Consider the following 22331-nt stretch of genomic DNA (forward strand, 5'->3'; position numbering starts at 1 on the left):
CCGGCCTGCTTCGGACCTTTATTGCTATTGCTTTTAAATTGTTATTTTGCCAAGGCTGCGCCCAGTGCCTTGCACTCTGCTACTGCATCATCATCCGGAGTCAGGTTTGCGATCACGCCTTCGCCGTTTACTACGGTTGCGCCTGCTGCGGTCATGCGGTCTACCCATTTGCGCATCCACTCGCCATCGCCCCAGTCATAGGAACCAAAGAGGCCAACGGTCTTACCTGCGCAGATCCCCTCCACCGCAGTTACGAAATCATCCATCTCTGCATCCAGTTCCTCATCGCCCATAGCGGAAGCACCCAGCGCGAAGCTGTCTGTATCCTTTAACATGGAAACATCTGCTGCGGATACCTCCATCACATTTGCTTTTCCGCCTGCCTCTTCTACACCCGCGCCTACAGCCTCAGCCATAGCCTGGGTGTTTCCGGTGCTGCTCCAGTAGATTACGTTTACTTCTTTCATGTTCGTGTTCTCCTTTCTATTTTCGGGTTATTTCCGCTTACGATACTGCCACATGGGACAATGTCCGTCCGCACATGATCTCTTTTAAAGCCTGTTCCTTCACCCTGTCATAAAGATCAAAGATTTTTTCTGCTTCTTTGGGATTCTGGTATACTTTCCAGTAACGGGAAGTCAAGCTGTTTTCCCCACGGTTATCAATAAAGCCCTGCACATCGCCCACTGGATATCCGAGCAGAACACCCAGCTCATGAGGAAACTCTTTTGAAATTCCGGCATAGAGCTGGTATCTTCTTCTCAGACGCACCAGAACCGATGCCACTTCAAAACTCTCATAGCCACAGCTGCGTAAAAACTCGCGCACTTCCCGGTTTTTCAAATGCCGTTCCAGCTGCTCGTAGCGGTAAAGGAATAATACTTCCTTTTCGGCATCTGCATAAAGCGGGATGCAGATAATTCTGCTCTTCTTTAAATACGCCCGAATCTTGCGCCATCCGCCCGGTTTCATGGTGATCAGGTTGGAAATCTTCACCCCTTTTAACACCGGTGCGCACTGTGTCACAACACGGAAACCAAATTTTTCTTCCGGTGTGCAATTGTTAAGAAAATGAAGCATGGTCTCTGCTGACATACGCCGTCCCTCCTGTGGAATCCCTTCGAGTTACCTTCCGCTAACCCGATGCACATATGTTAGCATACGCTAACTAATAAGTCAATCGGATCACATGAAAGAAATTCTCAATAATATTCTATTGAGAAATTTTTGCTGTCCTGAGCTCATTTTTTGAGATATATTTACTCATTATTACAATTTCATTACATTCGTTGATTTTCTGTGAATCTCCTGTTACCATGTTCCACGGAGGTAATCAGGCATGAATAAAAGCAAATATCTCATCGGAGATGTGGCAAATCTTATGGGGATAAGCCGGGACACACTCCGCCACTACGAAAAACGCGGTCTGCTCACCGCAAGAAAAGCCGCCAACGGCTACCGCTACTATACAGAAGCTGATATTTCCAGATTCATCAGTATCCTTTATCAGCGAAAAATGGATATCAGACTGGATGACATTGCCACCCTGTGGGACGAGCACAGCTCCGTGGATTCCCCGAAACGCCTGAGCGACATCATCCGTCAGCGCCTGAATGAAGAGGAAGAAGCCATTCGAAATCATAAACGTACCATTGCGCGCCTGAGGATGAGCCAGAAGGACTGTGAAAATATTCAGAAGTATACCGGAAAGGTCATGCAATGTACCATGCCGCCTTCCTACATCATTGATCCGGCAGTGGACTTTCATGATGGAATTGAGCAATGGTTTCAGTATACCAGGGAACATGCAGGCCTGGATAACATGTACCTGTTTGATGAATACCAGATCCATGCAGAAACGGAATCTGCGTCCCTGACCCTGGACTATCAGAATTCCCAACTGCTTCTGCATGAGGATATGGCAGAATATACAGATTATCCAATCACAGCAGATATTCCGGTCACAGATTCCAAAATCCGCTATCTGTCAACCTTCTGTGCTTCCCAGGACCGTGTTCCATCACTTTCGACTGTGCAGTTCCTGATGACCTATGCCAGACAAAATCACCTGCCGGTCTGTCCCCGGCTGTTTTCAACATTTCTCATGCAGGGGATCCGCGATCAGAAACAGTGCTATTATCTGCAGTTATTTCTTCCTCTATCCAGTCTGACCAATCTTCATTTAATATGAATATTGGTAATATCAACATTTAAGTGGAACTGGCTTATTAATTCTGATGATAACAAAAAACAGGCATAATCAACCTTCTGATTTCTGCCTGGGTTTCTTCTATATTGTTAGCTATGACTTCCTATAGAATTCAAGGTGTCTTTCTTTTATGCCAAATCACGAACTTGCTCATTTATAGTACACTAAAAGAGGAAGCATTGCAGCAACTACAAACTTCCTCTTCCATAACACATTTTGTAAAAAACTATAACTCTATTGTATCCATAATTGCCTTTAAAGAATCTGCTGAATTCTTAAGCTTTACTGCTTCTTCACCATTCAGATTAATAGGTATATCCGATTCCACACCGTCTGCACCAACAATGACCGGCATGCTTAACGAAACACCTTCAATGCCATAAATACCGTGAATCACATGTGATACTGGAAGAATTGATTTCTCATCTCTCATGATCACTTCACAGATTCTTTTTACAGACATCGCGATTCCATAATAGGTCGCATGCTTTCTGTTTATGATTTCATAAGCACTGTTTTTTACTGCTTCCGCAATTTCTTTTGTGTTTTCCTTATGATTATAATGCCCGCGCATTTCACATATTTCGCTCAATGGTACGCCTGATACATTGGCTGATGACCACGCCACAACCTCACTGTCTCCGTGTTCTCCCACAATAAATGCATGGACACTCCGGCTGTCTACTGCCAGATGTTCACCGAGCTTATATCGCAATCTTGCACTGTCCAAAACAGTTCCGGATCCAATTACTCTGTTTTCCGGAAGTCCCGATAACTTGGCTGCTACCTGCGTAAGAATATCTACCGGATTCGCAACTACCAACATAATTCCGGAAAAATTTCTCTTTGCCACCTCTGGAATGATTGATTTAAAGATTGCCACATTTTTATTAACAAGATCCAGTCTTGTCTCTCCAGGTTTCTGGCCTGCACCGGCTGATATAATTACAATTGCTGCGTCAGCCACATCATCATAATCTCCGGCGTAAATTTTCATCGGTCTGGCAAACGGAATTCCATGGCTAATATCCATAGCTTCTCCCTCTGCCTTCCCCTTATCTGCATCAATCAGAACAATTTCCGTAAATAATCCACTTTGCATTAAGGCAAACACCGATGCAGAACCAACAAACCCACAGCCTATCATAACTGCTTTTTTAGAATTAACAGCTTGCATATTTGAAATAATTCTCCTTAATAATTTTCTTCGCGAACTTCAAAATAACTCTGCGGGTGATTACATACCGGGCACACTGCCGGGGCCTTGGTTCCTACTACGATATGTCCGCAGTTACGGCATTCCCATACTTTTACCTCACTTTTTTCAAACACCTGCGCAGTTTCAATATTTTTAAGAAGTGCACGATACCTCTCTTCGTGATGTTTCTCGATTTCTCCTACCGCTCTGAATTTCGCTGCAAGTTCCGGGAAACCTTCTTCCTCCGCTGTTTTTGCAAAACCCTCATACATATCTGTCCATTCGTAATTCTCGCCCTCTGCAGCTGCAGCCAGATTTTCTTTCGTATCACCGATTCCGGCCAGCTCTTTGAACCACATTTTTGCATGTTCCTTTTCATTGTCGGCTGTTTTTAAGAACAACGCAGCCATCTGCTCATAGCCTTCCTTCTTCGCAACCGATGCAAAATAGGTATATTTATTTCTTGCCTGTGACTCACCAGAAAAAGCTTCCAGTAAATTTTTTTCAGTCTGTGTTCCTGCGTATTTATTTCCTGCCATTTCTTTTTTCGCCTCGCTCTCTACAATTTTCTCAAAATCCGATGCTGGATGCTTACACAAAGGACATACAAAGTCCTCCGGTAATTCATCTCCAATATATTCATAACCGCATATCCTGCATCTCCATATGTTCTGTCCTGCTTCTGTTTTTCCTACTGCCTGCGGTTTCGGCTTGATATGATTCTGATAATACTCATATGTTACGGAAGGAATATCACTCAAAACTTCCATATCTGTGATCTCACCAATAAACATGGTATGGGAACCCAGGTCTTCCGTTTTTTTCACTGTTACCGAAATATATGCGTTTGTTCCTTCTGTAATATAGTAAATACCATTTAAACCCCGCGCACACTTTTCAAATGCCTCAAACTTATTCACATTCCGACCTGACTGAAAACCAAACTGCTCAAATAATCCAAACTGAGCCTCCTGGCTTAAAACCGACACTGTAAATTTTCCGGTTTTTTGAATCATGTTGTGTGTATAATTGGCTTTGTTAACGCATATGCTTAATTGATTTGGTTCCGACGCTGCCTGAACTGCCGTATTGATAATGCAACCATTGTCTTTCTCTGCATCTTTCGCCGTCAGAACAAACAATCCATAACTCAGCTTATACATAGCCTTTTTATTCATGTGGTACCTCCATTTAGAAAATCAGTTTTCATTGCCTGAACAATACCCACTTAACAACGCTCTGGATTTTCTCTCATAAAGATAAACTCCGCTACGGAGCGGTCAAAAGTTTTTATGTGACCAAACAACCAATCAACCACATTCCTATGTACAAGTTCGCTGAACTGATCCGTTGGCCCCTCAGAATCATGAAGATATTCATACAATTCCTGAATTGTTTTCTTGAACTCTTCATGTTTCTCATGATGTTTGCCACGATCCGGATATTCGGCCTTTTCCTGCAATATTTCCTCTTCTTTGAAATGGAAATCAGTATACTCGTCCAGATAATCCAGCATTTTTATCGCATTTACCTTACTTTTTCCGTCCTGACAGGCAAATACAAAGTTCCGGATTCGCTCAATCAGTTCTTTGTGTTGCTCATCAATCATCTTATTCCCGGTCAATAAGTTATCTTCGAAAGTGATATCATAATCGTAAGTCATAGTCTGTCCTCCATTTCTTTTATTTTGGATTATTTCATTGTTTCTAACCTTCCGCTGGTACAAAAACATCTTTTCCAAGTCCGCAAATCGGACATACCCAATCGTCTGGAATATCCTCAAATGCCGTTCCAGGAGCAATACCGCTATCCGGATCACCTACTACAGGATCATAAATGTATCCACATGGTTCACATTCAAATTTTTTCATAGCCACTCTTCTCCTTTTCGATATAATTCTCTCTATATTGTCAACGAGTTTCCACTAGATTTTCCAGCATTTCATTTCTTCCAAATTTTCTCTTTTTTGTATGTCTGTATTATAACCTATTTTTCTCATTAAGTCAATAATAGTAATTATTATTAATATATGTATTCTGTATACTTCGCTAACGCAGATATATAAAAACCCAGGCATCATCTTGTAACTGATTTCTGCCTGGGTTCTTATTCTTTATACGATTAATCTGGCCATGGTTTGGATAAATAAATTTCTTTCATTTATTCCATAAATCATAAGACTTTTGTTCCCACTATCAAATAATTCTATGGCAAGCTTCATGCCTACCATGGGGTCAAATAGAAGCTCTGATGCCAATTCCCAGCTTTTTCCAATCGCAGCCGGTACCACCTGATTAATAATCTCTTCGCTTATCCCGGTCTCCATTGCGACAAACGCGATCTGCTTGATGAAAATGGAAATCTGGTATAAATCAATACTTTCATCTTTTCCATCTCTCCGTTTCTGATATGCGTAGGCGCTCCGACTGATAAAGTACTGTAGCATCTTCTCAGAAACAGGACATTCCGATGAATGGAACGCCTTTTGAACCCAACATTGGTAAGACTTTTCATTAAGCTTGTCACAGCAAATTCCACTTTTTTTCTTCCAGAAATTCCAGTCTTTACTATTATCCAGTTTTTCCGTCCGAATAATCAAGCAGGATTCTTCCGGGCATTCATTTATCAACGGTAAAAACTCTATTCTAAGTCAATAAATAGAAATCCGGAAGGATTCCCAAAGCCTGCGGATCCCTTCCGGATTATTCTATGGTTAGTACACGCGCCAAGCCCCTCGGAGGTTCGGCTTGAAGCTCGTTTTACTGCTTGTTTCTTCCGTCCCAGACACCGTTTTTCTCTACATAGTATCCGTCTGGTGTTCTTTGTCCGGCATACATCATGCCTCTCTTTCCATCGGAAACCGGATTAAAATAGTACCATGCTCCATTGAGAAGCACCCAGCCGGTCTGCATGCCGTGTTCCAGATCCATATAGAACCAGCCGCCGTAATCCTCGTCTCTTAACCAGCCTGTCTTGGCATAACCTGTTTCATCAAAGGCCCACCAATTTCCGTTGATATGCTCCCAGCTATGTGAAATACCACCAGATTCACGCACGCTTCCCTTCGGGTAGGTATTATCTGCAAAGCGTAACCACCAGCCATGCTCATCCAGCATCCAATGGCTCTTTCCGTCATTGGCAAAGCTGCTTGTTTCTCCTGTGATAATTCCTGCCATACTGTCGATCGTTCCTTTGACCGAATCCTGTCTGATTACACCGCTGCCGGAGGTTTTATTCTGTCCGGAAGACGAGCTGTTGCGGTTTGGTTTTTCCGGCTTATCCGAATCATCCGAATCATCCGTTCTGTTCGATCCGTTCGATTTGTCTGATTCGCCCGGCTTTTCCGTTTCTCCCGGCTTATCTTCCGTTGCTGTCACTTCTGCCGTACCGGTCATCGCTGCGATCTCATAACGAGCGGATGCCCCTTCATTCGGTGTAAATACCACCTCGTAGCTATGGGTGCCCGCCTGTGCCGTCTGGGCCGGATTCTTCCAGGCAAAGCTTCCGTATTCGGTGCTTCCTCCTGATAAGGCAGAGTCCCTCAGAGGACTTCCCGCCTTCACTGACGCTGCCGTCGGCCAGGTGATCTGCGGTGCAGCCACCTTTCCGATCGTAAATGTAAATGCAGCCGGAGCAGGCGTGTTGTATTTGGCCGCCCACTCCTGATGAGTGTCAAAATCAAACTCGACTGTCATCCGGTGCGTTCCTACGGATGCGACTCCCGGCTTTGGCAGCTTGAGAACCGCAGTTCCAGCTTCCCCTACAGGGATCGTATCCGGAACCTGATTTCCATTATCATAGAAGTGGATCCTACCCTGCAGCTTGTCACCATACGCTCCCTGTATACGTGCAATGATATCAAAATCATCCTCGTAGGTTCCGAGAATCCCTTCCGGCTGCTGCACTCCGGTACTCCGGTTCACAGCCGTTAAGGTAAGGCTGAGTGTTCCTTTTTCAATGGTGATCGTTCCCTTTGCCGGTGTGCTTGTGCCAAGGTAATTCGTTCCCTCTGCCATGGTGATGCTTACCTCTGCAGAACCAGTGCCTTTGATGGTCACCTGACCCTGTGCATCCACGGTGAGAACATTTTCATCGGAGCTTTCATACTTCAGAGCTCCATCTCCCACTTTCTTCACACCTGTCAAGGAAAAGCTGTCATCTCCATAGGTTTTTTCTCCGGTCCATGCTTGCGGATCGATCGAAACCGAACCCTGTATCGGACGGATGGTTCCGGTCTGAACTGGATATGTGATAAGGTAATTCTGCAGATTCACTGTGCTCTCACCCGTCTCAACCCTTGCCTCTGAGGAATCAATGGTTACCGTCTTACCGGTTCCGGCATTGGCATCTGCAAAGCTTCCCTTCAGGCCACTGATCGTGTAGCTCTGACCCGGAGTACCTATCTCTACCGTCGCCTTTAATGCGATATCGGTCCTTCCGTCATAGTCTTTTTCAATAGGTGTCGTAAGAACTGCATGCAACTCTTTCGGAGATACCTCCGGAATCACGCTTTGGGTCAAAGTTTCTCCATACTGCCCTTCTGATGTTTTAGTCGGTATAAATTCTACCTGATATGCAGTGGTTCCCTTTACCTCCGGATAAATAGAGGAAGCGGGCGTTCCGCTCTGATTCGCACTGAACTTCCATGTTCCAGAAACCGGTGATCTACTATAATTAACAACCTTAAATCCCTCTGCCAGATGTACCAGAATCTGATCAAGTGTCTGTCCATAGGTTCCTATCGTTTCAAAAGATGCTTTGCCGGCGGGACCGTCGATCAGTAATGTATCCGGTGTTGTCACCGACAAACGATCAGCTGGCTTCGATGCAAAACTACGGTCTGTTGCTTTCACACGAAGGGTTATGTAATACGTGTGAGCCGGCTTCGGCGATGTAAACGTCCTCTCCGGCTGCCACTGAAGCTCACCATCCGCAGATTCGGCAATTCCGTACTCGTAACGGGAATCGCCCTGTCCCTTTACCCTGATAGAGTAGCTGTCTTTCGTTATATCTGTTCCCTGTATCTGAGCCGGTTTTGCCGGTCTTGCCGGAATCTTTATCTCGGTTGCTTCGCCTTCTGTGGTGGAACCTGTAGCTGCTTTTCGCACATACAGAGTAATCTCGGTCGCACTCTCCGGCTGTTTATCCAGAATTTCTGTCAGAGAAACCTCGCCGCCTTTCGAGATTCTTTTCCAGGTTGTGGCATCCTGAGATTCCGCATATTCCAGATCATACAGAGCCATATTTTTCAGGACTTCTCTTCGATAATCAATAGAGGTCTCTTCACGCTCCAATACATTCTCATCCTTACCTGCCTCAACCTTTCCGGTAAATTCCACACCGCCAAAGGAGGCTTTCACTGCCTCCGAAGCCGGAAGGTACATATAGAGCTTTCCGCTGGCATCTGTCCGGACATCCTGAAAGCTGTAAGAGCTTCCTTCAATACCTGCTTGTTCAACCAGTGTATTATGCTCATAGATACCGGTCAGATCCGCTGTGGTGAAATAAACCGGCTTACCATTCGCATCTTTGGGCTTATTCTGTTGCCCATTTCCATCTACCTGTTCCCAGCCATAAATGATCGGTCGCGATATATATCCATTCGCCCTTATCAAACAGATCGTTCCGCCCGTAATCGTCACATCAGTTTGTGGCAGTGTAGAATTCTCAGCCCCCTTTCCAATATGAGCAACGTTCCTATAGCCTTTGTCTCTATTATCTAAGCAGATTGTGCCACCGTCAATCAGCACCTTCGATGAACTGCTCTTACCACTTCCGATGCAGGCTCCCACTTCAGAATAAGCTGTAATCATTCCGCCATGAATCTCAATATCAGCAGTTATCGCTGAGTCTCCAGGAGCATATCCATGACCGCTTCCTATTCCTGCGCCGCTCTCCGAGCTTGCATTCACCGTTCCGCCTTCTATCACGATTTTACCGGTTCTTTTCTGGCTATTAGCACTTCCTGTTCCGATTCCGGCACCATTACTACTACTTTTTGCAGTTACCGTTCCTCCGCTAATCCGTATTTCTTCTACACTTTTTCCTGCCGAAGCACCGATAGCCGCTCCGAAAGAAGCGGAAGTTACAATTACAGTTCCCCCCTTGATATGAATGGTTCCTGCATCCTGCCCTCCATCTCCTCCAATTGCTGCACCAGCCCAGCGTATATCTTTTTTATTGAGTACCTCTATGGAGCCCGGCTGTCCCGGCTCACTGTCAATCGTAAGCTTTGCACCGCTTGCCACACTGATGCCGGCAGGTGAAACATTTAACCCTGATGAAGATTTCCCTGATATATTAATCGAAATCGTGTTTTCCCCTTCCAGATAGGTGATCACCTGGGACGCTCCGTTTATCTGAATCGGTGCGATAGCCTGTGTCGGTGTAATCGTAAGGTTTTTTAATACGAGCTTTAGTTCTCTGGAAGCTGGTGTATCCACGGAGAGATGATAATTCTCTACATTATTCACAGATGAAGTGATCCGATAGCATTTATCATAGGACTGGTCTATTAGCTTTGCTGTAACCGCCTGGCCGGAAGCATCTCTTTTAGAATATAAAATTGTCAGCTTACCATTTTCCTCGGAAAAAGATATATTTCCAAGGGACAGATCCAGCTCTCCCTCCAGTGCCTCTGCCGCATTTAATACGATGATATCCGTTCCGGCAGCCGCTGCCTTTACCGTTTCGTTGTCCAGAGTAAATCTTTCATCAGAGCTGCCTAATTCTGTGATGCCTGTATTTATCACAAACCGGTAATTTCCGGCCGGAAGATATGCCAGAGCATATGCATGATTGCCTGCTTCTGCATCGATTGTCAGCTTCCCGTCAAAGGCAAACTGGCCTTCGTCCTGCTTTAATTCCACCGGAGCTTCTAAGGCTCCAGCCAGCCGTCCGGCTGTTAGGGATACATTCTCTGCCGCCTGCACCTTTGATGAATAGAAGTGGAACCGGACAGGATACAGGGGTTCTCCGATGGTGAGGGAAAGATTCGTTTCCTCCTCTGGCTTCATCGTGAGGGTTCCTGTTACTGTAAAGCTATTCGTATTTTCTCCTTCCCCTCCTTCTTCCTGTACCAGAACCGATACCGGAACCTCTCCGGACAGAGGCGTATACCAGCTGACTTTATCCGTCTTTAGCTGATAACCGGAAGCTTTTTTAGATGAATAGCTTACTACATCCGGTGCAGTGCCGCCTTCGCTTGCTTCTTTCCCGATTTGAACCGTCAGTGTATAATTTTTATCATTCTTCAAACGGCCATCATGGATGGTCAGATCCATTGTCTTCTGGTAGGCGTTTTGTCCAAGCATGACGGAGATGGTTTCATCCGTTCCTTTGTTTAAAGCAACCCTTCCCTCCATCGTCTTAACTGTCCCGCTACCGGAAGGCTGCAGCGCTACAACCATCTGCATATTTCCAGAATGGCCTATCCACTGGGTTATATCCGGTATCGTTCCCCTGAATCCGGAGACGGTCATTTCTGCATTGGTTTGATAAACCGGGGTTGTTCTTTCTCTATCATTCTCCCGATACAGGGATATGTCAGCCTGATAGGTTCCATTAGCTAGCTGGTTATCATATGCGGCGATCTGGAATGTTTTCTTCCCGTAGGTACAGTCTCCCCGGGGCTCAATCTTGCTTCCAACCGGCAGTTTTAACTGCACCTTCTCGGAAATAGTGATACTGCCGCCTTTCATGCTATTTCCACCAAGAGGCCGTAACACTCCATAACCAATATTTCCTCCCGTTACCTCCACAGATCCACTTAATATCCGGATATCGCCACAGGATAATATTAAACCACTCACTCCATTCCATCCGCTGCCGATGGCAGCTCCCATGTATCCCTTCGTACTATCCTTATAAGAAGATACGGTTATATCGGGAGCTTTGCCTATCGTCCCGCCGATCACGATCGTGTCTACCCTTCCACTCATTCCGCCTCCGATTCCGGCTCCTGTCTGCTTTCCTCCTTCTGCGGTTATCGTTCCGCCCAGTATTTCAATGATTCCGCCGATTCCATAGCGACCGGTTCCGATTCCGGCTCCTCCTTCATAATCCCTCGTTTGGGGAACCCAATAAGCTCCACCATCAGCTGAAATGGTTCCACCCTTGATTCTAATTGTTCCTGTCCCATAGTTCGCACCTTCGGAATCTGTTGATCCGGCATTTCCTCCGATACCGGCGGCCCCATAGGCACCTCCCACTGCCCTCAGGCTTCCGGTACTATTCTCCGTAATAACCAGTGTTGCCCTTTTTTCCACCTCAATTCCGGCTCCATGATCCAGCCCCAAAAGTGTATTGTCTCCTTCTAAGGTCAGATTCAGCCGGGCATTGCCTTTCAGGTAAATACCAGCCAGATCCCATCCACTGGCACCATTGCCACCGGATTGGATCGTTACATTTTTAATGGTCAGATTGACCGTAACATCATCAATTGTGATACCGCCCTTGATGTCTGTATATGTAGACTCTGGTCGGTTGGTAGGACAATAGTTGCCGGTTATGGTTTTTCCATCAAACTGATCCACATTGTTTTCATCAATTTCCAGATAATTACCATTCAAATCATACGGTGCATCCGCCAGCAGCGCCACGCCCGCGTCCCCTACCATCACATCAATCTCCGGCAGGTCAGCCGTATCCGCCACTTCAAATTTGCCCAGATTCTCCGGCAAGATCGGGGTATACACATACACACGACCATTATATTCCTGATTCGCCTCAGCGTAGCCTGCCCAGGTCTTCGTCGAAGTCTCGACTGGCTCGCCGTTTTCGTCAAATTCTTCGAAATAGTCTTTTTCGGAAATGCCGCCGTGAAACTCCAGGAGGTCACTCTGCTCTTCGTTCAGTTTCCAGGTTATGCCGGAAATCTGCCAGGTTGCCGTTTCCGCCTCTGTATCTTTCTCTGTGCCCTTATTCGCTGCTTCCATCAGATGCACATTCTGGCTGTCTTCCGCCAGCATTTCATCCACCCCTTCCACCTCAACCTCCAGGGTATCCGGAAGGATGATATCGCTTTCTTTTGCACCCAGAGGGAGCTTCTGCACTGCAATGGCCTCATCCAGCTCCAAGAACGCCTCTATCTCTGTTTTTATCTCTGCTCCTGTTGCTGTGCCGTTTGGTGCTTCATTTGCACCTGCCTCTGCTTTGTCTGCGCCTGCATCTGCTCCCGCTTCTGCTTTGCCTGTATCTGCATCTGCCCCTGATTCTGCTTTGTTTGCCCCTGATTCTGCTTCTGATTTGTTTGTACCTGACTCGCCGCGGTTATCTTTTGCTTCCGCATTCGACGGAGAGGCTTTTAACGCAGATTTTTTTAATGTAGCTTCTTTTTCTGCTGTTTCCTCAGTATCATCTGCCTCCGTTTCAGCTCCGATCTGCTGCAGCGAATCGGCCGCCAATGCCTGCGGCTGCCATTCACATGTGTTCCATATTAATATAGCTGACAATGCAGCTGCTAAAATTCGTTTCGATTTTTTTCTCATACCATTTTCCTCCCACTGAGACAAATTTGCTATTACTCACCACCCGAAAGAGGTGAGAGTCTTCTCGACTAAGATAAACATCAAGCTCCCGCAATATTTCCTTTTTTCGCATAATATTCTATACTAATAGTATATCAATTACGTGTTTTTCTGAAAACCATCTCGACGCAAATGGTCAAACCTCGACCTAATTGGTTTGGAAGCATCGAGGTAAAAGGAGTGCTGCAGTGATGATGAATCCGGTAACAGGCCTCCCACGACAAAAAAGCCGACTTTACATCTACATGAAAAATAATTCGCTTCATATCTGCTCCCTAAAACGAACATTTGTTCTATTTATTCTAAACTTTTCACATGTAAATTTCAAGGCGGGATTTTTTAGCAAAAAAACAGCTGACCAATTTGATCAGCTGCTCTTGAATGCTGTTTTAGGAATTTTTCGTTGCACACTCATGATTTTAGCTATTGATTCGGAAGCACTTCCGTTATTGCTCTACACCGTTTTTTGCAGAAAGTAATACCGTACAAATGAATATCTTTCCGATCATCGTTTATGAGGAATTCCTGGTAACGGCGATCCTGGATCTGATCAAGAGCTTTCTGGCAGGCAGTTTCCATTTCATCAAAGCTCTTTGTATACTTTAGTTCAATGACAATACCAGCGTCCGGGTCGTCCGTCTCCACAATAATATCTGCAAATCCCTCCCCCGCTTCAACATTTGATTTTACAAGCCAGTCAGCATTTCCTGTCAGGATGCCAACAAGAAGATTCTGATAGGAACTTTCTTTTTCTTCCTTTCTTGCTTTTGTGTCAAATACACTGATGGAATTATTCAGTACACGGTTTAAATACTGCTCGATTCCTTCTGTATCCCCTGCTTCAACAGCTTTCCAGAATGCATTCAGGCGCTCCGTATTATTGAAAATTGATTTCTTAAACCATTCGTTTATTTGAAGCCGAAAAACCTCCCGCACTTCCCGGTTTGGAATAACCAGGCGGTAAGCTCCCTCTTCTGTCCTTCCTACCTGCGTAAGATATCCGGTTGTAAAGAGCACACTCCAGAGATTTTCAATACTCTGATCGATTTCCTCATAGGTGAGATCTAGGCGAAGTTCCTTTTCAATTACTTCCCCAGCAATCAGGCGCTCGATTTCATTTTTTGTTGTTTTATGAGCCTTATCGATAAATCGCTTTACCAGATCATTGCCACTCGTATTGATCCAATATGCCTCCGGTTTAGCTTCTGGATCATCCTTGGCCCGGTCCACAAAGTTGATAACATCCCATGGACAATAAACATCCGCTTTTCCGAAACGGTAGCCATCGTACCATTCTTTCACTTCCCTGAATCTATTTTCAAGATGATAGTCTGAAAGCAGCTTTTGGACCTCTGCATCCGTAAAACCGAACTGCTCATCAAAGCGTGTATCCGTAATCGAAAGAATTTTAAAGTTATTAAGTCCTGTAAAAATACTTTCCTTCGAAACACGAAGACATCCTGTGAGCACCGCAAACGCAAGTGCGTCATTGGTTTTTAATGCTTTTCCAAACATCGCACGGATAAGGAACACCATTTCTTTCTTCGGATGATGGATAGTCTGTCCCTCTCTTATGGAAAAACTTCTGTTATTTCATTATCGCATATATTCTGCGAAAATGGAACCATCCACACAAAAATACGGCTTTGATTATTTCCTATTTTATACGAAAAGAGGTCCTGAAACCAGGACCTCTTCTATTATGCAGAGAGTTTTCTTTCATTATGTGATGGTTGCTGCAATATTCTCAGTTATTTTTCGCTTTTCTTCTCCATTCCTTCGTAGGTAACAATGCCCTTGCTGTCGGTGCAGTAATAACGATCATCGGCATCTTTCGCATTCTTCTTATTTTTCTGGATCTTACCGGAAGTGTTGACCAGGTATGTCTCACCATCCCACTCCACTTTCTTCAGCTTCTCATCCTTATCAGCTTCCAGGCGTTTGCCCTTCTCATAGATCGCGCCGTCCTCAATGCCATTATAGCCCTGTCCGCGCTCATCACCGCTCTTGCGGAAGTTGTAGGTGTAACGCTCACCATCAATATCAAGAGTCGTCATTCCGGTCTTCATAGCGCCTGCCTTGGAGTTTCCTCCAAAGTAATAAACCTCCTCGATATCGCCATCCTCAGGCAGATCATTCTCGCTCTCGATTTCCGTGTAGGACAGAATATCCTTATCTGATACCTCCAGCTTGTAAAGACCTTCCAGCATCTTGCCGTATTCATCAAATGCATAGTAATAACCATTGATCTTCTTAATACGGCTCTTTACTACATCTCCATCCTTCTCCGCATAATACCAGCGCTCGTCACCGTCAGAGTATCCTTCCGGATCCGTCTCCTCACCCGGCACGGTCTTGAACCAGCCTACGGACATCCAGCTGTCCTGGATCGGGCTGTAGAAGCTCGGAGTTGCAACAGAAGCATTGCTGGAGGTTGCATACCAGCTGAAGCGTGCATTTCCGTATTCCTCAAAGTAATACTTGCGTCCGTTGATGGTCTTTTTCGTATCTGCCGCTTTCTTGCCGTTGGCATTGAAATAGAACCAGTACCAATCCTGGAACTCATCGTTCGTCTGGTCGTCATCCACCGCGTCCAGACGTTCCCACTGATGGCTTCTCATGGCACCATCGTCCGGTCCTCCCAGATAATACAGGCCGGTCTGCCATGCGTCATCGCCGGTCTGACGCTCACCCTGTTCATCGATCCAGCCGTAGAGCATCTTTCCTTCCTCATCAAACGCATACTTTTTCGTTGCACCGTCTGCACGGACAATGGTCTTAAAATTCACTCTTCCGGAATCCTTCGCTTTGTAAGCTTTTCCGTCAGCGCCGAAATAATACCATACGGTATCAGACTCATCGTCATCCTGCGGATCATCGTTTTCCAGCTCTCTCCACTGGCTGCGCACCATGACACCACTTTCATTGACATAATAGTAATTGTCATTGTCCTCTACCAGCTGGCTGACTGCCATCTCTCCGTCTTCATCCAGCCAGAACCAGTCATTGCCGGATTTTTTCCAGGAAGAGGTAACCGTATCCCCGTTTTTGTCATAATAGTGCCAGGTTCCGTCTTCCTGCTGCCAGCCAGTGGCCGCGAAGGCCATCATAGAACTTCCAATCGTCAGCGCTGCTGCCGCGCACGGTATCAATAAAGTTCTGGTATGTTTTTTCATAGTAAATTCTCCTTTCAGGTGTCTTTGTTTCTGACATCCCGACTCTACACCCTGGAACAGTTCCAGGGTCAAGCGAAGTAATGGAACCGTAATAAACCGTAATTTTTTAGAAAAGACTGTAATGTTGTTGACTATTTTCTTAGCAAACTCTATACTGGATGTATACAAAAGGGAAAGGAAGGTAATTACTATGGATTCTTTTACAGCATTGCTCCTTGCAAGTCTTGGAACCATCTTCATTCTTGTAATTGGATGGTACATTCTGCAGGTTGTCGCTTACTGGAAGATTTTTGAGAAGGCAGGCGAACCTGGCTGGAAGGCAATTGTTCCATTCTACAACACCTACACGCAGTACAAGTTCACCTGGAACACCAGAGCATTCTGGATTGTCCTGATTGGCGGCATTGTAGGTGGAATCCTGCAGGAAGCAACCGAAGGCATTCCTTCACTGCTTGGAACTTTGATCGTATTGATCGTTGCCATCTTTAACATCATTTCTTTAAATAAGCTGGCAAAAGCATTCGGACATGGCGTTGGTTTTACCATTGGCCTGTTCTTCTTAAATCCGATCTTCATGCTGATCCTTGGATTCAGCGGTGATGAATATATCGGACCGCAGTAGCTGACATTTAACAGAATCGGCGGATGCGCCACCGCACCTCCCCGACAGGCAGAGAATAAAAAGAACCTGGAAAGCGAATCAAACGTTTTCCAGGTTCTTTTTATGCTCTTATATTCTGTTTTTATCGCTGTACTCTTCCGGAGCTGTCCCCGCCGGCCAGCTTCTCCACTTCCGCACGGGTCATCAGGTTGACATCACCCGGAATTGTATGCTTTAAGGCTGCCGCCGCGGTTCCAAATTCCAGGGCATCCTTCATCTCTTTTCCATCCAGCAGGCCGCAGATCAGGCCAGATGTAAAGGCGTCACCGCCACCAACGCGGTCCACAATCGGCGCGATGGTATATTTTCTGGAATGATAGAATTCCTTTGTTTTTCCGTCCATGATACAGGCAGACCAGCCATTGTTAGAGGCACTGTGGCTCTCCCGCAGGGAGCTTGCGATGTAACGGAAGCCAAAACGGTCTGCCATCTGTCCGAAAATGTTCATGTAACCGGACAGCTCCAGATTGCCGGACATGACATCACTGCCCTCCGGCTTGAAGCCCAGCACCTTCTCCGCATCCTCTTCATTGCCGATACAGATATCTACATACTGCATGAGATTGGTCATGACCTCACGGGCCTTTTCCTGGGACCAGAGCTTTTTGCGGAAGTTTAAATCCACAGACACGGTAAGGCCATGAGCCTTTGCAGCCTTCAGTGCCTCCTCCGTAAGTTTTGCCGCGCTGTCAGAAAGAGCCGGAGTAATGCCGGTGAAATGAAACCAGTCCGCATCCGCGAAAATGGCGTCAAAATCGAACAGATCTGCCGTCGCGCAGGCAATGGAAGATCCGGCACGGTCATACACAATGTTAGACGGGCGCACTGAGGAACCCGGTTCCAGATAGTAGATGCCAAGGCGGTCTCCGCTACGGGAGATAAACTTTGTTCCTACATTATATTTGCGCATCGCCGCAACCGCGCAGTCTCCGATAGGATTGTCCGGGATTGCAGTTACAAACTCTGTATCATATCCGTAATTGGCAAGAGATACCGCCACATTGGCCTCACTTCCGCCATAATTGATATCAAATTCATCTGCCTGTATAAATTTTTCATTGCCCGGGGTGGATAATCTGAGCATAATCTCCCCCATGGTCACAATCTTAGCCATATCTTTCTCCTCCGACTTCATCCGGTTATTTACTGCCCTGCAGTTCAGAAAATCCCTACTTACGGGCCGCCTTTACAGCCTCTGCAAACTCCTTCGCCTTGGCGGTTACCGCAGCGAAATCTCCGGTCTTGGCACCCTTTGTCAGGCTACTTCCGGTTCCAACAGCATAGGCTCCGGCTTTGATCCACTTGTCTACGTTGTCCACATCCACACCGCCAGATGGCATGAATTCTCCCTGGGGAAGCGGTCCCTTAAAGGAACTGATAGCCGCCGGTCCCAGAATATTGCCCGGGAATAATTTGATCACGTCACAGCCTGCTTCCAGCGCGGTGATGGCTTCGGTAGGAGTCATGACACCCGGAAGCATCGGCACCCGGTAGCGGTTGCACAGCTTAATGGTGTCCAGATTCAGTCCCGGACTCACCACATAATTCGCGCCCGCCAGAATCACCGCTCTTGCGGTTTCCGGATCCAGCACGGTTCCCGCGCCAATGACAATGCGGTCATCTTTCCGGTATTTTGCTGCCATGGCAGAGATAAACTCCACCGGATTGCCCTCATCCATGGTCATAGTGATCTCAATAAAATGAATGCCTCCCGCGATGACCGCCTCAACAATTTTCTCTCCCTGTTCCGGGTTTTTCGCGCGAATCACTGCAATGAGACATTCTTCTCTCATTCTGGATAAAACCTGTTCTTTCCGCATGTCACTCTTACCTCCTTCTCCTGAACGATTGTGCTACCGGATATACCCCAGCATTTCCGAAAGCTGTCTTGCTTTTTTTAATACAACCTGCCCCAGTTCTTCATAATTGACGGCATCCCGGTACAATGTTGAAACACTGACTGCTCCCACCAGTCCGCCATCTGCCCCAAATACCGGTGCACCCACGCACTCTGCATGCTCCTCCATCTCACGGGCATCCAGCGCGTAGCCCTGCTCCCGCACCTGCTCCAGCTCCTCCATAAGGCGGTCCGGATCGGTGATGGTACGCTCTGTGCGCTTCACAAAATCCATACGCTTTAAAAGCGGCTGCAGAATCTCCGGCTCACTGTAAGCCAGAATGGCCTTGCCGAGCGACGTGCAGTGCATGGGGATGCGGCTTCCCACCGTTGCCGTGGTGATGATCGGGTTTTCCGGTTCAAACTTGCAGATATAAACGACCTCACTGTCCGACCGTACCCCGAAAAACACGGTCTTTCCAATTTCATGGGCAAACTTTTTTAACTCCGGCTCCATGACATTCATAATATTTAAATTGTTGGTATAGTTGATGCCAATGCGATATGCGGTAAGCCCGATGGTGTAGCGCTTTTTCTGTCCCCAGCTGATCTGCACCATACCAAGTGCCTCCAGTGTGGTAACAATATCATAGGCACTGGTCTTTGGCAGCTCCAGGCGGTCGCAAAGCTCATCAAGCGATGCTCCCTCCGGTTTCTGGGAGATCAGCTCCAGAATCTCTATGGTCCGCTGGGTTGTACGATTTAATTTCATGCGTCTGTCCACACCTTTCTGCCGCTTCATAGTCTGCCTTATTGTGCGGATAGTTCCGCAGTTTCCTCTTACATATAGCATCATTTTACTGAATATACAAAAATTAGTCAAGGTATTGACAGAATTGTCACATGCTTTACGCTTTCATTTAACTGATTCTTTAACTGACCAGTGGAAGAATAAAAGTGCTCCAGCTCCAGCTCACCGGAAATACCAATACCATAGCCGGAATCATGTCAGCAGTAGGAAATATTTTTACCTGCATCATGCGGAAAGCCGTAGCCAGCATAATAAATCCGCCCGCTGCCTTGAAATCATCGATCATCTCCGGTGTAGTCAGCGGATAGAGCAATCCTGCACACAAAAACAATGCCAGGAAAATAACCACCTGCGGAATTGCGATCAGAGATACCACACCGCCCAGCATGCAGGCAAAAATCATAGCTGTAAACAGATCCAGCACAGACTTTGCAATCAGGATACTGTTATCACCAGTCATTCCCGATACAATGGAGCCGTAAATTCCTGTACCGCTTGCGCAAAACAGCACAATCACAGTGACAAGAGTTGTCATAAACTCTTCTTCTGAAATGGAAGTATCTTTCTGCTTCACAATTTTTGAGGCCACCCGCTGCATCAATCCTGCCCCACGCTGAATCCGGTCCCCGAGATGGATGGCCAGACCGATTGCAGTTCCGATCACAATGGAAAAAATAACAGCCGGCATATTCTTCATCAGCATAACAGAGCTGATTCCCATGCCCATGGCACAGACACCAAAGATCATATTCAGTTTTTCCTTAAAATCCAGATCCAGCCGATTCTTCACCGTCAGGCCGATGAGTCCGCCGATCACAACAGACAACGCATTGATTAAAACTCCGATTGGCATACCTAACCTTCCCTTTCCTCTTCCAGTTTTTCATTCTGTTCCGGTTTCATCAGATTTTCATAGATTTTCCGGCACGTTTTCATGAACGCATCATATTCCTCCGAAGAAATTCCGCTAACGCCCTGAGCTTCAATGCGGGAAAACGCAGTTTTCACCAGATCCCGGCTAGACTTCCCCTGCTCTGTCAGAAATACATGCAGCGTCCGTCGGTTTCCATTCAGCATACGCCTCTCAATCAGGCCCTTCTTCTCCATACGGTTTAGAATTGAGGTCAGTGATCCGGCCTCCAGAAAACAACCCTTCGCAATCTCTTTCTGGCTGCTTCCATCATGATCAGTCAGGTAATCCAGCACCTTCGGCTGACCAATAGTAAGCCCGGTGTTCTTTAACCGATCCAGGAGCTGGCGCTGAACCAGCATCTGATTTGCCATGAGCAAATAATGTAATGACTCCTTCATGCTATTCTCCAATCTTTATTTTTTGCATTCAAACAGTTAGTATTGTAATCTTTTGATTTGTAACTGTCAATATTTTTTCGCGCTGCCGCATCTCGCACTTTCTAATGTTGTGAATCGCAAAAGAGCACAGGAAATTCACCATTCCAATCTGCGCTCTTTTTTATCCGGTGATTTTGTTTACTTCCATATAAAGCCTGATACACCCTCAAAAACTTCTCATCCCTCTCCTTTGTTGCTTCTTTTGAATCACACAGATCTTTCATCAGATAGCTGCTGATATGGGTGAAGGTGTCCAGACCGCCAAATCTGCTACTTCCAACGGACCAAGACAAGCGTAGCGGAATCCAAGTCCATATTTCATGACATTCACAGGTTTTGAAGCATTCCATGGAAATGGTATAGGACAATGCACCAAGCAGACGGTCTGCCTTTTCTTTTTTCCGTGATCCGCTATAATAGAATTATCATGATACAGGGGGAAACTTACTATGATCGTAACCTTAAAAAACCACACAATGACAGCGCGGATTGATTCCATCGGCGCACAGCTTATATCTCTGAAAAGCAAATCCGGCACAGAATATATCTGGCAGCGGGATCCTGCCCACTGGAAAAGCAGCTCTCCGCTCCTGTTCCCAACCGTTGGAAACTGCCGGGACGGAAAATATACGCTGAACGGGCAGATTTATTCCATTCCCAAGCACGGATTCTGCCGGAACGCAGACTTTGCTGTATCTGTTTTGTCCGAGCAGGAGGCTTCCTTCATCCTCACCGACTCTCCTGAAACCCGTGCCCACTATCCCTTCGCATTTCACCTGAAGCTGACTTACGCACTGACTGAGGACGGCATCCGGATTCATTACACCGTAACCAATCCCGGCACCGGACCCATGTACTACCAGCTTGGCGCTCATCCCGGCTTCAACTGTCCTCTGCATTCCGGGGAACGATTCGAAGATTACGTTCTGGAATTTGAACAGGAAGGAACCGCCGGATATCACTCCTATGACTTAAACCGCATGGAATTCAACATGAACTCCTATACCCCGATCCTGGATCACGCAGCTGTCATCCCGCTGACCCACGAACTTTTCGCGAATGATGCCATTTTCTTTACGGATCTGCGTTCCAAAAAAGTGGCACTGAAAAATCAAGCCACCGGATACGGCGTGGAAGTCTCCTACCCGGATTTTGCCACCGTTGCCTTCTGGACCGCAGCCGCCACCAAAGCGCCGTTCTTATGTGTAGAACCCTGGAATGGATCGGCCATCCGCTCCGATGAAGACGATAACTTTTTGAACCGGCATTTTCTTCAGAAGGTGGAAAGCGGGGAAAGCAAGGAGTATCAGATTTGGATTAAAAAAATATCATAACAACTACGAAAAAGAGCTTCGCCTGATCCGTTCTGAAAAAAGACTTGCTACCACAGACAAGGATTTCCTGAGCAAAGTCGGGCGCCTGCTCTGCGAAGAATTTGCCGCAGTCCTGAAGGAATCACCGGAAAGCGCGCGAAAACATCTGGCAAAAGCACTCGGTACACAAAACAATTCCGTTCAAATATAAAAATTTAAAGAATATTCATGAAAGGTCCGAAGCAGGC

The 22331-nt window shown here is 46.3% G+C and carries 18 protein-coding genes; 3 read left to right on the top strand and 15 right to left on the bottom strand.

Translation table 11 applies throughout. From position 1 onward, the window contains the following. Window positions 1-41 precede the first annotated feature (41 nt). Together DWY84_RS15540 and DWY84_RS15545 are read right to left on the bottom strand one after the other, a co-directional pair. Entirely contained in the window at window positions 42-467 is a 426-nt protein-coding gene (locus DWY84_RS15540; protein WP_118534244.1) for a flavodoxin, read from the bottom strand. A 37-nt stretch (window positions 468-504) separates the two neighbouring features. Next, window positions 505-1095 carry a DUF3793 family protein gene (locus tag DWY84_RS15545; protein ID WP_118534245.1) on the bottom strand — a complete coding sequence of 197 codons (591 nt, stop codon included), beginning with the start codon at window positions 1093-1095 and terminating at the stop codon, window positions 505-507. 244 nt (window positions 1096-1339) lie between these two features. On the opposite strand from DWY84_RS15545, the gene DWY84_RS15550 reads away from it, so the two are divergent. After that, window positions 1340-2191: a MerR family transcriptional regulator gene (locus DWY84_RS15550; protein WP_118534246.1), complete on the top strand. Its 852-nt coding sequence runs from the start codon at window positions 1340-1342 to the stop codon at window positions 2189-2191. A 244-nt stretch (window positions 2192-2435) separates the two neighbouring features. On the opposite strand, the gene DWY84_RS15555 is transcribed toward DWY84_RS15550, so the two are convergent. From DWY84_RS15555 to DWY84_RS15590, 8 genes are all read right to left on the bottom strand, one after another. Next, on the bottom strand, window positions 2436-3386 hold the full coding sequence (locus DWY84_RS15555) for an L-lactate dehydrogenase (protein ID WP_118534247.1): 951 nt from the start codon (window positions 3384-3386) through the stop codon (window positions 2436-2438). A 17-nt stretch (window positions 3387-3403) separates the two neighbouring features. Continuing rightward, on the bottom strand, window positions 3404-4585 hold the full coding sequence (gene rbr, locus DWY84_RS17980; RefSeq protein ID WP_118534248.1) for a rubrerythrin: 1182 nt from the start codon (window positions 4583-4585) through the stop codon (window positions 3404-3406). A 50-nt stretch (window positions 4586-4635) separates the two neighbouring features. Next, window positions 4636-5070, bottom strand: a complete 435-nt coding sequence (locus DWY84_RS15565) for a hemerythrin family protein (protein WP_118534249.1) — start codon at window positions 5068-5070, stop codon at window positions 4636-4638. 43 nt (window positions 5071-5113) lie between these two features. Further along, window positions 5114-5278: a rubredoxin gene (gene rd / locus DWY84_RS15570; protein ID WP_118534250.1), complete on the bottom strand. Its 165-nt coding sequence runs from the start codon at window positions 5276-5278 to the stop codon at window positions 5114-5116. A 243-nt stretch (window positions 5279-5521) separates the two neighbouring features. Next, window positions 5522-6007 carry a hypothetical protein gene (locus DWY84_RS15575; protein WP_118534251.1) on the bottom strand — a complete coding sequence of 162 codons (486 nt, stop codon included), beginning with the start codon at window positions 6005-6007 and terminating at the stop codon, window positions 5522-5524. 160 nt (window positions 6008-6167) lie between these two features. Next, entirely contained in the window at window positions 6168-12896 is a 6729-nt protein-coding gene (locus DWY84_RS17985) for a YDG domain-containing protein (protein ID WP_118534252.1), read from the bottom strand. 462 nt (window positions 12897-13358) lie between these two features. Further along, window positions 13359-14471 (bottom strand): AAA family ATPase, encoded by a 1113-nt coding sequence (locus DWY84_RS15585; RefSeq protein WP_118534253.1) that lies wholly within the window; start codon window positions 14469-14471, stop codon window positions 13359-13361. A 215-nt stretch (window positions 14472-14686) separates the two neighbouring features. Beyond that, on the bottom strand, window positions 14687-16111 hold the full coding sequence (locus DWY84_RS15590; protein ID WP_118534254.1) for a cell wall-binding protein: 1425 nt from the start codon (window positions 16109-16111) through the stop codon (window positions 14687-14689). Window positions 16112-16301: 190 nt separating this feature from the next. On the opposite strand from DWY84_RS15590, the gene DWY84_RS15595 reads away from it, so the two are divergent. Beyond that, window positions 16302-16733 carry a DUF5684 domain-containing protein gene (locus DWY84_RS15595; protein WP_243024893.1) on the top strand — a complete coding sequence of 144 codons (432 nt, stop codon included), beginning with the start codon at window positions 16302-16304 and terminating at the stop codon, window positions 16731-16733. Between the two features lie 121 nt (window positions 16734-16854). On the opposite strand, the gene DWY84_RS15600 is transcribed toward DWY84_RS15595, so the two are convergent. The 5 genes from DWY84_RS15600 to DWY84_RS15620 form a co-directional block, all read right to left on the bottom strand. Next, window positions 16855-17886 (bottom strand): sugar kinase, encoded by a 1032-nt coding sequence (locus DWY84_RS15600; protein WP_118534255.1) that lies wholly within the window; start codon window positions 17884-17886, stop codon window positions 16855-16857. Window positions 17887-17941: 55 nt separating this feature from the next. Beyond that, complete coding sequence (locus DWY84_RS15605) at window positions 17942-18592, bottom strand: bifunctional 2-keto-4-hydroxyglutarate aldolase/2-keto-3-deoxy-6-phosphogluconate aldolase (protein ID WP_118534256.1); 651 nt, start codon at window positions 18590-18592, stop codon at window positions 17942-17944. A 33-nt stretch (window positions 18593-18625) separates the two neighbouring features. Next, window positions 18626-19411, bottom strand: a complete 786-nt coding sequence (locus tag DWY84_RS15610; protein ID WP_347560819.1) for an IclR family transcriptional regulator — start codon at window positions 19409-19411, stop codon at window positions 18626-18628. A gap of 130 nt (window positions 19412-19541) precedes the next feature. After that, window positions 19542-20273, bottom strand: a complete 732-nt coding sequence (locus tag DWY84_RS15615) for a DUF554 domain-containing protein (protein WP_118534257.1) — start codon at window positions 20271-20273, stop codon at window positions 19542-19544. 2 nt (window positions 20274-20275) lie between these two features. Beyond that, entirely contained in the window at window positions 20276-20731 is a 456-nt protein-coding gene (locus DWY84_RS15620) for a MarR family transcriptional regulator (protein WP_118534258.1), read from the bottom strand. Between the two features lie 488 nt (window positions 20732-21219). On the opposite strand from DWY84_RS15620, the gene DWY84_RS15630 reads away from it, so the two are divergent. After that, on the top strand, window positions 21220-22104 hold the full coding sequence (locus tag DWY84_RS15630; protein WP_118534259.1) for an aldose 1-epimerase family protein: 885 nt from the start codon (window positions 21220-21222) through the stop codon (window positions 22102-22104). Window positions 22105-22331 lie beyond the last annotated feature (227 nt).

This window comes from Clostridium sp. AF27-2AA, assembly GCF_003478505.1.
Classification (GTDB): domain Bacteria; phylum Bacillota; class Clostridia; order Lachnospirales; family Lachnospiraceae; genus Brotaphodocola.

Excerpts from the sequence above, each read along its gene's own strand:
- DWY84_RS15610 (WP_347560819.1), bottom strand. The coding sequence starts at position 19,411 with ATGAAGCGGCAGAAAGGTGTGGACAGACGCATGAAATTAAATCGTACA.
- DWY84_RS15540 (WP_118534244.1), bottom strand. The coding sequence starts at position 467 with ATGAAAGAAGTAAACGTAATCTACTGGAGCAGCACCGGAAACACCCAG.
- DWY84_RS15600 (WP_118534255.1), bottom strand. The coding sequence starts at position 17,886 with ATGGCTAAGATTGTGACCATGGGGGAGATTATGCTCAGATTATCCACC.
- DWY84_RS15615 (WP_118534257.1), bottom strand. The coding sequence starts at position 20,273 with ATGCCAATCGGAGTTTTAATCAATGCGTTGTCTGTTGTGATCGGCGGA.
- DWY84_RS15590 (WP_118534254.1), bottom strand. The coding sequence starts at position 16,111 with ATGAAAAAACATACCAGAACTTTATTGATACCGTGCGCGGCAGCAGCG.
- DWY84_RS15555 (WP_118534247.1), bottom strand. The coding sequence starts at position 3,386 with ATGCAAGCTGTTAATTCTAAAAAAGCAGTTATGATAGGCTGTGGGTTT.
- DWY84_RS15620 (WP_118534258.1), bottom strand. The coding sequence starts at position 20,731 with ATGAAGGAGTCATTACATTATTTGCTCATGGCAAATCAGATGCTGGTT.
- DWY84_RS15545 (WP_118534245.1), bottom strand. The coding sequence starts at position 1,095 with ATGTCAGCAGAGACCATGCTTCATTTTCTTAACAATTGCACACCGGAA.
- DWY84_RS15565 (WP_118534249.1), bottom strand. The coding sequence starts at position 5,070 with ATGACTTACGATTATGATATCACTTTCGAAGATAACTTATTGACCGGG.
- rd (WP_118534250.1), bottom strand. The coding sequence starts at position 5,278 with ATGAAAAAATTTGAATGTGAACCATGTGGATACATTTATGATCCTGTA.
- DWY84_RS15630 (WP_118534259.1), top strand. The coding sequence starts at position 21,220 with ATGATCGTAACCTTAAAAAACCACACAATGACAGCGCGGATTGATTCC.
- DWY84_RS15550 (WP_118534246.1), top strand. The coding sequence starts at position 1,340 with ATGAATAAAAGCAAATATCTCATCGGAGATGTGGCAAATCTTATGGGG.
- DWY84_RS17985 (WP_118534252.1), bottom strand. The coding sequence starts at position 12,896 with ATGAGAAAAAAATCGAAACGAATTTTAGCAGCTGCATTGTCAGCTATA.
- DWY84_RS15585 (WP_118534253.1), bottom strand. The coding sequence starts at position 14,471 with ATGGTGTTCCTTATCCGTGCGATGTTTGGAAAAGCATTAAAAACCAAT.
- DWY84_RS15605 (WP_118534256.1), bottom strand. The coding sequence starts at position 18,592 with ATGCGGAAAGAACAGGTTTTATCCAGAATGAGAGAAGAATGTCTCATT.
- DWY84_RS15595 (WP_243024893.1), top strand. The coding sequence starts at position 16,302 with ATGGATTCTTTTACAGCATTGCTCCTTGCAAGTCTTGGAACCATCTTC.
- rbr (WP_118534248.1), bottom strand. The coding sequence starts at position 4,585 with ATGAATAAAAAGGCTATGTATAAGCTGAGTTATGGATTGTTTGTTCTG.